Origin of the sequence: Flammeovirga sp. OC4, from assembly GCF_000812565.1 — a bacterium.
Classification (GTDB): domain Bacteria; phylum Bacteroidota; class Bacteroidia; order Cytophagales; family Flammeovirgaceae; genus Flammeovirga.
The window spans coordinates 1-11,971 of record NZ_JTAM01000115.1; the positions used below are offsets into that span (position 1 = coordinate 1).

Consider the following 11,971-nt stretch of genomic DNA (forward strand, 5'->3'; position numbering starts at 1 on the left):
GACGATAATTTAGTTTACAATGTACTTAAGACGTTTTGACAATACATTTATTAAAAAGATTGAAGATTTGTTATTACTTTTGATTTGGTTCGGTCATCTGTAATAGCGATCTAAATATTATTTTAAAAACAAGTAATAGAAAAAGGAAATATTTTGCTGAAACTTATCTAGTATGTTTTAAAAATTGAATTACAAATATTAACCAACTTCATTTTTTAGGTGAAAAATAACTTAAAAATTATAAACAGATTCAAATAAATTGAGATTTCTACAATCACCCGCCTACATTTGTTTTGTACTGTTTTGTGGATTTCTACTAATAAAAGTCCATAACTTTCACTAAAACCAACACTCTTCACAACACTCAGATCGCATTAAAATAAGATCTAACTTCACTTAATTGATTATGCTAAAACTACCAATAATTACGTCGCTTGCAATTCTATTGCTAGCTTTTTGTACTCAAGTTAACGCCCAGGAAGGTCCTGAGGTAAATTTAGAAGAAACAGGTATCTGGAATGGAGTTTATTTGAAAGTCCGATTCTCAGAACGTTTCGGCTATTATGGTGAGCATCATTATAGAACGAGAAATTCGTTAGATGATGTTACTTCATTTGTTGGCCGTCCAAGACAAGTTTATAACCGTGCCGGTTTGAACGTTTATATCAATGATTATTTTGAGTTTGTAGTGGGTCCCACTATGGTGGTGAACTTCTCTCCAGACCCAGGCAGTGATCTATACGAAAGTTATACGCTGGAACACCGTATTTGGCATCAGTGGCTTTTCAGAATGCCTACGATGGGTAGGGTGAAAATGTACCATCAATTCCGTTTTGAACACCGTTGGAAAAAAGACAATGATATTGGTGCTGAGTATGATTACACCAACAGGTATCGTTATAAGATGTTCATGTACATTCCAATCAACAAAAGGAAAATTGAAAAGAATACACTCTATTTCTCTCCAAGTGTGGAAATCTTTATGCACTCAGGAGGATCTGTTGGTTTCAATCCTTTTGAGGATTTTAGAACGTACAATGGGTTTGGTTATGTAGTGAATAATAATATCACCTTGTTTGCTGGTCACATGTGGACTTTGGGTCAAAAATCAAGTGGCTATCAATATAAAACCAGTCATATTTTCCGATTCAATGTATTTATCGGTTTAGACACACGTAAGAAAGGAAATTCAATTCCAAAAATAAACCTTGGCTATTAACATGAAAAAAGCACTTATACTTATCATCTTCACGTTACTATGTGCAACCATTTATCACTATAGTACACATATTAGAGATTTGTCTCAGAAGATCCAATCTTTAGAGAAAAAAGAAGTGGAACTTGAGATATTATCCATCAAAAGTAAAGCAGATTCATTACTGTTATTACATCAATATGATACAGCCTTACATTACTATGGAATAATGGACAGTATCAGCAATACTACTGATTATACAGAACAGGCTTGGTCTTATATCAATGAACAGAAATTGCCTTTTGATAAGATCAATCAATTGGAAAAGCGTTATTATCATAAGGAAATTCATATTAAGAACCTTAAGAAAAATCAGGAATACCTTTATGATAGCATTAAGTTTTATAAGAAAAACAATCAAGTGTTAGCTAAAAGAAAAGGTGACCTTGAAGAAAATATAGAACACAACCAAAAAGAAATTAAGAACCTTAAAAAGGAATTAATTTTAAAAGAAAAGGAAATCAACCGTTTGGAAATTGTCAATCATGATGGAGCCGAAATCAAATACATTGGAGAAGTCTTAGATGGAAAAGCCAACGGTTTTGGTTATGCGGTGTTTGAGAAAAAAGGTTTCTATGAGGGCTATTGGGAGAACAATAGTAGAAATGGACAAGGACAATATACTTGGGAAAACGGAGACCGCTATGAAGGAAACTTCAAAAACGGAACAAGAGAAGGTTTTGGAGTATACTATTTTGAATCAGGTGAACGATACGAAGGGTTTTGGAGTGGCAATCTAAGGGAAGGTTTTGGAGTTATTTTCGATAAAGAAGATAAAAAAATATTTGAGGGAATCTGGAAGAAAGATAAGCCGAAGAACAAAAAAAATAGCATGAAAAGTTAGAAGTTAGAATTAATTTAAAGGGGTAATGATTCATTACCTCTTTTTTTGTGCTTAATTAAAAAAATGTCAGGTTCCTTTTATAGTACTGAAATACTAGTTTTATTAGCTGATAGATCAGAACAAAGAATTGATATTTCTACTCATTAAACCTAATAAGTGCATTTCTATATTTGCTTTGAAAGTGAAATGTACATGAAGACCAATGTTAGATGTGTACCTATTTTTTTGATTTAAAGTATTGAAAAGGATGATGAAAATTACTTTGATAATAATATCGACAATCTTGACTTTTGGTTGTCTCCAGTTTACCCACGCACAACAAAAAGCACCTGAGTCAGTAGAAGAACTTTGGGAGAACTATGATCCTAAGTCAGTACCTTTAAATGTAGAGGTCTTGAAAAAATGGGAAAATGATAACGGTAATTTTGAATACATACGTTATGATCTTGGTCCATTGAAAGGGACAAATAAATCAGGAGCTCCAAAAATTAGTGCGTACTATGGATACCCTAAAGGAGCAGAAAATGTTCCAGCAGTGCTGCACCTTCATGGAGGTGGACAAAGAGCCGAAAAATCAAGAGTAGAATTTTGGGTGAAATTAGGTTTTGCATGTATCAGTATTAACTGGGGCGAAAAAGAAGTAGAGAAAGGTTTACCAAATACTGATTGGGATGGTATTGCGGCAGGATTCCTAGGTGGAGCAAATAACTTAAAACATTGGAATGATGTTACACCTGGTCCTAACACTTTGTATACAGAGCCACACCCAATGAATAGTAGTTGGACTTTAGTGAATATTGCAGGACGTCGTGCTCTGACTTTTTTAGAGGAAAGATCAGAAGTTGATGCTGATAAGTTAGGTGTTGAAGGACACTCAATGGGTGGTAAATTGACGGTGATGGTGTCAATTGATCCTCGTGTAAAAGCAGCGGCACCTTCAGTTGGTGGAAGTGGCTATTTATTTGAAGACTTATGGGGTTTGCCAAATAGTAAGAGAAGAATGCAAGAAAATCTAGATTACTACAAAAAGGTGGTAGACTGCCAGTCTTATTGGCCTGAAATAAAAGCTCCAATTTTATTTTTGGGTTCAACAGATGATTTTAATTCCCCTCTTGAGTTAGTAAATAAAGGAATGCAACTGTTGCCAAAGAAAACAGAGAATATTTTAGTTTTAGCTCCACATTTAAACCACCGCTTTACAGACAATACTGATGCGGCCCGATTTGTATGGATGCAATCCCATCTACAAGGTAAAATAGAATTCCCTAAAAAATCTTCTTCAGAATTAATTTTAAAGACAAAAAATGGTATTCCTGTTTTCAAAGTAAAGCCAGATCAATCTTCCGGTTTACCAATTCAAAAAGTTGAAATTTATTATGGTTATGCTAGAGATCCAAGAGTACGGTTCTTTAGAAGTGCTGAAGTAAAACAAAAGGGGAAATTCTATGAAGCTGAATGTCCCGTTTTTGATACAAAGGAACCTCTATTTGCCTTTGCCAATATCACGTACGATTTAGGATATGAGATTCCTTCAAGACCAGGAAGGAATACGACAAATTATATTACGGTTACTTCGAAATACCAAGTAGCCTATCCAGAAATGTTGGCAGGTGCGAAGGTAAAAGCTACGGAACATCGACAAAATAAGGTAGATGATTTTAAAAATGGTATGCAAGACTGGTATACGCTTTACCCTGATAACAGTCAGCATTGGTTTTACAGCACCAGAAAAATCATTGATCCTTCATTTATGGGACCTGAAGGTGGAAAGTTAAAAATTGATATTGAAACAACGGAAGCTGGAAATACAATTTCAGTGGAGATTGTCACAAACCAATGGTTGTCTTATACCGGTAGAAGAAAAGAAGAATATACAGCGGTAGTGAAATTACCAAATAGAGGCTTAAATACAATTGAGTTAGTTCCTTCAGATTTTAAAACAACTGGCAAGAAACCATTGAAAGATTGGGATGAGTTGACAGAACTGTCATTCCAATCTGCATGGAAAGCAAAAGGCCCATTTAAAGTGGATAAAAGATGGTCAGGAGAGTCACCGGACTTAAAATTAATACAATGGGTTGGTGGTGATTATTCAAAATGGCGACGTTTCTACCCACACGAAAAAAGAAATGATCAGTCACTTCAAAAGGTGATTAATTTTGAAAATGAATTTCAAGATGCCATTGATCAGTCTGTAAAATTAGAAAAACAAGACAGCTCTCAGTAAGTCAATGAATACATTGTAAACTAGGTTTTCGAATATGTATAGTGTTTAGAAATCAGCAGATTTCTACTCATCTGAATGACACGAATGACACTAACGCTTCACATTCGCACCAGTGGACTTTCTACCCAATACTTTTGGTAGTATAAAATCTTGTAGAAAAACTTATTGGAAGTGTACAAAAGCTTAGTTTACAAAGTATAAATCAATCTCATCAAGCCTACTTTATATACGTAGAACTTGATGAGATATCATTATTTTATCATCACCTATGATGACCTAATCAGTGGACCTTCTTTTATTCAATAATAACATTGTAGTATGAAAAAATATCAACAACTTCTGTGTCTCTTCATTATCTTATTTAGTGGCGTTGCATGTGTACAAGAGGCATCACAAAACAATGCGGAAGTTAAAGACGAAAAACCAAACATCATATTAATCTATGCCGATGATCTTGGTCCTGGCATTTTAGGGTATAATGGGCAAACTAAAATTAAGACCCCAAATATTGATCAATTAGCAAAAGACGGAAAGGTATTTACAAACGCCTACGGTAGTAATGTTTGTTCGCCAGCAAGAGCATCTATTTTAACAGGTTTGAATAATGCCCATGCTCCAGTACATACTCCAGGCGGTTTACAATGTCAGTTGGCGGCAGGTTTAATTGATCAGGCGACTTTTGATAAGAAGATCTATAGAAAACAGAACGAAGGGCATTATTATATTGGGCAAATGGCTCAAAAAGCAGGTTATACAACTTCGTATTTTGGGAAATTAGGATTTGGTTATTCTGATACCGCAGAAATGATTGATAGCTATGGTTTTGATTATCATTGTGGTTTATTAGACGCCGTGATGTGTTGGAGTTTTTATCCTCCCCACTATTTTGAAAATGGAGAAAGGATTCTGTTGCCTAACAATCCAAAAGTGACTAAAAAATCACCTACTTGTTTACTAGTAGGAGAAGATAGTATGACTTATGCAGAGGACATTTGGTTGGAAAAAGCATTGATGTATATTGATGACAAAAAAGAGGAGCCATTCTTTATGATTTACGCAACTCAGCTACCGCATGGTCCAGCGTCTATTGCTCCCAAAGACTATGTTTATAAAGATCAAGAAGGATGGACAGAGCTTGAAAAAGTTTATGCTTCCATGATTTACAAACTCGATCAATCTGTAGGAAGTCTTGTCCAAAAGTTGGATGAATTAGGACTTTCAGAAAATACACTTATCGTTTTTGCAAGTGATAATGGACATGAAATTCAATCTTATGCAACCGTAAACCCTCATGCTATCGACCCAAATTTAGTATACGATTACCAAACCAATACATTTAATCAGCCCATTGTAAAACCTAATACTAAACCAGTATTCTGGGATGGTCACCATAGTGGTGAAGATATTTTTAATGGTACAAGAGGAGAAAGAGGAATGAAAAGGCATAGCTATCAAGGCGGAATCCATCTACCTTACATTGCCAAATGGCCAAATAAAATAAAGGCATCGACAAAGAGTGATGTAGTAATTACAGATTACGATTTTATGCCAACTATAGCCGATTTGATCAATGGAGAAATAAAGCAAACGGATGGTATCTCTTATTTACCGACATTGATTGATGAAGGTGAACAGCAAAAACACGATTATATTTTCTTTAAAAATACAACTGGTGTCGCAAGAGATGTATTGATCAAAGACGGTTGGAAACTAGTGAATGAGAAGGATGTAAAGGCAAGTGATTACACTAATAATACAAGTGTTTATAAGTGGGCACTTTATGATTTATCCAACGATCCTTATGAAAAGAAAAATGTCGCTTCAGAGTTTTCATCTAAAGTGATTGAAATGAAAAAATTAGTCAAAAAGGCGAATTATCCTATTCAATTAGCTCAGTAAGTACATTGTAAACTAAATTTTCGTTAATTCATGCAATTCCTTTTGTGAAGGAGAAATGGTAGTGTATTGTGGTTCGCGAGGTCGTTGCAATGCAACGACCCTACAGAACTGCTTTTAGAAGATGAGTATAAAACCTTAGTCTTTGATCTATAATCAGTTACTCATTCATTTAGTAGTAACACCCTCGGCCTTGAAGGGAAAAGCGTTAAGAATTTCATGTATTGAGCCGTTAAAAATGATTTTGTTGTCTGAGCGCAGCGAGTTTAAAATCATTTAGGCGAAAGAAATGGAATTTAGCTTTTGACTTCAAAGCCTTGAATTTTTTGCTTCTTTTTGTTTCAAGACAAAAACGAAGAAGAAAGACGTTTGAAAGTAGATCCTATCAATGCTTGTATAAAGGAAGCTTGAAAGTTGACGATAATTTAGTTTACAGTGTGTTTAGTTTGAATAAAGCGAAGATTAATCCTTCATGAAAATTTGGTTCATGGGGGATTTTTTGTGACCTATTATTCCCAATAGTGCCTTAAAACTAAATTCTTTCACCTATCTTCATCTTATTAATAATAACAACCACTTTTTAATGGCAAAAACGCTACTTTTTCTACCTGATATTTCAGGCTTTACCGAGTTCGTTCAGACTACTGAAGCACAGCATTCACAACACGTCATTGCTGAATTATTAGAGGTGATGATTGAGTCCAATACTATTGGATTGGAATTGGCAGAAGTAGAGGGGGATGCTTTATTTTTCTTTAAAGAAGAAATGCCTTCTTTAGAACAATTACTCGCTCAGATTGAAAATACTTTTACTGCATTTTATTCTCATTTAAAATTATTAGAGAAGAATAGAGTTTGTCCGTGTATGGCATGTACCACTGCTCCACAATTGCAGCTGAAAATAATTGTACATTGTGGTGATGTCGAATTTATTACGGTTCAAAATAAAAGAAAACCATTTGGTGCAGAGGCGATTGAGGCACATCGTTTAATGAAAAATGATGTCGATAGTGATAATTATATATTGATAAGTGATGCATTGGCCAACGAAATAATGTTACCAGCGCATTATAAGAGCAAGCTTTATGATTTTCAAGAAGGTCAAAATGAATACGATAATAAAATTGTAAAATATCTTTACTCTATCTTAGATAAAGATCATCTTAAACTCAAACCTTTCGCAACTGCTCAGAAAATCAGTTTGGATAAATCCGCAGATATAACTTATGAAGTAGAGCTTTATTGCAATGCTCAGGAAGGAATAGAGTGGGTGTCAAATTATGCAAGAAGATACGAATGGGCCGAAGGTGTTGATCAATTTATTTACAATGAACATGAGGTAACCCGCTTAGGGACTGAACATACATGTGTAATCAATGGAAAACATTTAAATTTTGTAACCGTCACTAAAAATGATGCTTCAGCGGCTTCAGGTTTGATTTATGGGGAGATGACAGATGGCCCTCCATTTGTGGATAAAGTATATCAGTTTTATACTTTTCAACCTATTAATGCTCAGAGGTCCAAACTGATTGTAGAAGTGTATTTGGAGACAAAATCGATCTTTAAGAAAGTGTTTAAAAATTTCTTTATTAAAGATGTATTCAGAAAAGGAATTGTGAAAAATATTGATAATCTGAGTGAAAAGACAAAAGAAATTGCTTTAGAAGAGTAAGTTGAACTTCTGCTTTCTAAGCGTTTACTTTTGTTCTCAAATTTAATTGTTTTGGATTTTTTATTTTTGTAATCAATATTGATCATAGTAAGTGTATGTTAGAGAAAAAGCCATTATTAAAAAAAGGGATTTTTAAAAAGAAAATTTCTAAAGCGGAACAATTAAGAGGGACAAAAGATGTCATCTCAAAGCGGTTTGATCATTGTGCAGCAAGACATAAAGAATTGGACCTTCAAGGAAAACTAGGAGAAGAAATCCGAAAGTTTTTAAAAAAGAGAAGAGAAAGAGGTTTTTCTGTTGAAGAAAAAGTATTAAAACAGCACATTATTCAAATCAAGAGAAATTTGTTGAAAGAAAATCAACTTTTAAAATAAACTGTATCCAATGAACAAAAAACCTCCTTTTATCAATCACATTAATGATGAGTGGGTGATAAAAAACCTAAAATCAATGAGTTTAGATCAAAAAATTGGTCAACTTTTTCAAGTCGCTTGTTTTTCTAACCGTGATGAAAGCCATACGATTGAAGTACTAGAATTGATCAAAAATTACCATTTAGGAGGTTTAACTTTTTTTCAAGGTAATGCTGTTACTCAAGCTAATTTGACTAATCAATACCAAGCGGCTTCTAAGGTGCCACTTTTTATCAATATTGATGCAGAATGGGGACTAGGAATGCGTCTGACGGGTTGTACAACATTCCCTTATCAAATGGCATTGGGAGCAATACAAGATGATGATTTGATTTATCAAATGGGCAAACAGATCGCCCAAGATTGTAAGCGTTTAGGAGTTTGTTCACCATTGGCACCTGTGGTAGATGTTAATAATAACCCCAAAAACCCAGTAATCAATTACCGTTCTTTTGGAGAAAATAAAGAATTGGTAGCAGAGAAAGGCTTGGCGTATATGAAAGGTCTACAATCTGAAAAAGTGTTGGATAATGCCAAACACTTCCCCGGACATGGAGACACTAGCATAGATTCTCATCTTTCATTGCCCATCTTATCACAGACTGATGCTCGACTTAAATCCTTGGAACTCTATCCCTTTCAGAAGTTGATGGAAGAGGGATTGAGCAGTGTGATGACCGCTCATTTATCAGTACCTGCTTGGGAGGAAAAAGAAGGGATACCCACCACTTTATCTGAAAAGGTATTGAGCAATATTTTATTTGATGATTTAGGGTTTGAAGGATTGGTGATCACGGATGCAATGGATATGCAGGGTATTACCAATACTTTTAAAAATGGAGATGCAGATTTAAAAGCAATCCTTGCTGGCAATCATATTATTACCAATAGCGAGAGTGTTCCATTAGGTTTTCAAAAAATAAAAGAAGCAATAGAGAAAGGTATTTGGTCAGAGGAACAATTGGATCAAGCAGTGACCAAACTTTTAGCAATGAAAAAATGGGTGGGTTTGGATCAATATCAGCCAATTCAACTGGAAGGTCTAGAAAAGGATTTGCATTCAAAAGCCTCTTATGCCTTGAATGAAAAATTAGTGAAGGCAACCATTACACAAATTGGACTATCACCTCATACAAAATTAGTAGGCAAAAAGGAGATCGCTTTTCTTCAAATAAAAAATCAAACGAAAACGATTTCAGAAAGAGATAAAGTAGCACATCACCTGAAACAAATCAACGTGGAAGAAGAAGACTTTTTAAAGAACGCATGTGCTGAATATGGTGATTTTTACCAATGGAATTCCGATCAGGATGAAAATGATCTTTATGATCTGCTTTGCAAATTAAATTCATACAGAGAAGTTTATGTTTCTATTCATGGTATAAATATTAAGCCTTTCAATCATTTTGATATTCATCGAGTGGTGAGAAAAAGCCTTGTCAGTGGATTAGGAGATACAGAAATAACGCTCCTGCACTTTGGGAATGCGTATGCGTTGGATGAATTGGAAGGAATAGAAAAAGTAGACCATATTTTTGTAGCCTATCAAGATGGTAAGTATCAGCAACAAGCGGTATTTGATGCATTATTAGGAGCAAAAACAACAGGTAAACTACCCATTTCTACTCGATACTACAGGCAGGGTGAAGGCTATTAAGTAGAGGCTGTTATTGTCAACTTTCAATCGAGGTTTTCACACATATTTTATAAATTTTTCAAGCTTTCTATTCTTCATTTTTGCCATAACAAAAACGGAGCAAAAAAATAAAGTCAGCGGAGGACTTTTTGTTTTCATTTCTTTGATGATGATGTGGGAGAATTACATTTGCTTACGGATTAGTTTTGAAAAATATTTTTTGTTCCGTAATACATTAACAATTATCTTGTAGAAGATCATTTCAATGATCTGATAGCAAACGTTTTTAGAAAGTTGGAAGCATTTTTTAGTAATAGCTATACGCCATGGTTTATAGCCGTAAATTTAAAGGGATAAACGCCATGGTGTTTATACAATGTTGGCAACCATAAAAGTAGGATGAATAAATTTTCAAAAATATATCAGAATAAAACCGATTCAGAACTCCTCAAGATAATAACAAATAAAGATTATCTAGAAGAGGCAAGGTTGGAAGCTTTTTATATTTTAAAAAAGAGATCTCCTACTCAATTGACAAAAGCTCATGAAAATGAGATTGAATTAATAGAAAAGAAAGATAAAGAAAAAGATGATAAATATAATAAGAGTAACAGGTTGTTAATCAAAGAGTTGAAATCTATTCCCGTAAGAGACTCAAAACTTTACAAGAATGATAATTTAAATGACCTCAAGTGTATTCGTATTGATTCAGAAAATTATAGGCTCATTATTAATGATGCTAGAGGTTTTGGGTTAATATCACCAAGAATATTCCTAAAAGTGAATAACGATAACTCATTTAAATTATCACTAAAAGTGAATTATTATTCTTTAATGATAGGAACATTAGTTACACTGACTCTAATTGGAATAACTTATCCAAGAAGTTTTCATGAAAGTAATTACACACTTATTTCAGTGCCTTTACTTTTTGTAATCTCTATTCAAATAATATCATATGTAATGTTTCTTTTTATCAATAAAGAAAATTGGTTTAAACTATATATTTACAAGAAAATTTAACTAATAAAGTTGCCAACAATAGCTAACCTCCATCCACCGGTCGACACGCCCGCTGGTCGTAGTTTAGCCATTACGTTACCAGTAAGACCAACTAAAATATAACTTAATTTAAATTCACAATGGAAGATAAAGAATTTTTCAAACAATTAAAGAAAGAAACAAAAGAGTATTCAGATAAAATAGAAGACGGGTTTTGCAGTTTTTGCTTAAAAATTTATTTTCCAGAAATGACAGAGGATGATATTGATAATTCAATATTTGGGTTAAATGGAAATGACGATTCTATTGATTCATTCTATATAAATGAAGACAGAAAAGAAATACATATTTCTCAATTTAAATCTGCATATTCTCTTGAAAATATGAGTGCTTTAAAGAAGGAATGGATTTCTTACCTTATTACAGTTCCTGATAAACTTGATGATTATGATTATATTCAAAATCATACAAACCCTAAAATTAAAGATATTGCAACAGAATTTGCAGTTAGAAGAAATAAATATGAGATTAAATTTCATTTTTTTCATTTAGGTTATAATCCTAATAAGGAATTAATAGAAATCTATCAGGATTTAAAATATTATGATTTTAATGAAATTAAAGACCAATATTTAGAGTATCTAAGTAAAACTTCTTCAATAGAACCAAAAAATATTAATATAAAGTTGTCTTATGATAATAATCCTGAAAAGATAGAAAAGAAGATTGGAAAGCACCATACACTTATTTCATTAATTACTGGAGATGAGATTATTAATCTAAGAAATGAATTTAAATATAAATTATTTGATAAAAACTTACGTTTTAGCCTCGGTAATAATAAAATTAATAAAACGATTGTAAAGTCAGCTTTATAGGATAAGCAAAATTTTTACTTTTATAATAATGGTATTACTATAACTTCTTCTAGTTTTAAATTTAGAGAAAATAATAGTTCTGTCAGAATAGAATATCCTCAAATTATTAATGGAGCTCTATAGTTACCCCATTAGTTTGGACTGT

9 protein-coding genes and 1 pseudogene are annotated in these 11,971 nt (G+C 33.3%); all 10 read left to right on the forward strand.

The features are described 5' to 3' along the window. Positions 1 to 406: 406 nt before the first annotated feature. Entirely contained in the window at positions 407 to 1,219 is an 813-nt protein-coding gene (locus tag PL77_RS28965; RefSeq protein ID WP_052444831.1) for a DUF2490 domain-containing protein, read from the forward strand. Between the two features lies 1 nt (position 1,220). Further along, positions 1,221 to 2,099: an MORN repeat-containing protein gene (locus tag PL77_RS31250; protein ID WP_052444832.1), complete on the forward strand. Its 879-nt coding sequence runs from the start codon at positions 1,221 to 1,223 to the stop codon at positions 2,097 to 2,099. Positions 2,100 to 2,346: 247 nt separating this feature from the next. Further along, entirely contained in the window at positions 2,347 to 4,326 is a 1,980-nt protein-coding gene (locus tag PL77_RS28975; RefSeq protein ID WP_044213273.1) for a S9 family peptidase, read from the forward strand. A gap of 318 nt (positions 4,327 to 4,644) precedes the next feature. Further along, entirely contained in the window at positions 4,645 to 6,225 is a 1,581-nt protein-coding gene (locus tag PL77_RS28980) for a sulfatase-like hydrolase/transferase (protein WP_044213275.1), read from the forward strand. Positions 6,226 to 6,805: 580 nt separating this feature from the next. Continuing rightward, a complete protein-coding gene (locus PL77_RS28985) occupies positions 6,806 to 7,897 on the forward strand; it encodes a DUF2652 domain-containing protein (RefSeq protein ID WP_044213278.1) in 1,092 nt (363 codons plus the stop codon). Between the two features lie 95 nt (positions 7,898 to 7,992). After that, complete coding sequence (locus PL77_RS28990) at positions 7,993 to 8,271, forward strand: hypothetical protein (protein WP_044213279.1); 279 nt, start codon at positions 7,993 to 7,995, stop codon at positions 8,269 to 8,271. A 10-nt stretch (positions 8,272 to 8,281) separates the two neighbouring features. Beyond that, positions 8,282 to 9,967, forward strand: coding sequence for a glycoside hydrolase family 3 protein (locus PL77_RS28995; protein ID WP_052444833.1), 1,686 nt, complete (start codon positions 8,282 to 8,284; stop codon positions 9,965 to 9,967). A 378-nt stretch (positions 9,968 to 10,345) separates the two neighbouring features. After that, positions 10,346 to 10,969: a hypothetical protein gene (locus tag PL77_RS29000; protein ID WP_044213281.1), complete on the forward strand. Its 624-nt coding sequence runs from the start codon at positions 10,346 to 10,348 to the stop codon at positions 10,967 to 10,969. A gap of 119 nt (positions 10,970 to 11,088) precedes the next feature. Next, entirely contained in the window at positions 11,089 to 11,826 is a 738-nt protein-coding gene (locus tag PL77_RS29005; RefSeq protein ID WP_044213283.1) for a hypothetical protein, read from the forward strand. A gap of 15 nt (positions 11,827 to 11,841) precedes the next feature. Continuing rightward, positions 11,842 to 11,949 (forward strand): annotated as a pseudogene (locus PL77_RS32610) (AIPR family protein); the annotation flags it as partial. Positions 11,950 to 11,971 lie beyond the last annotated feature (22 nt).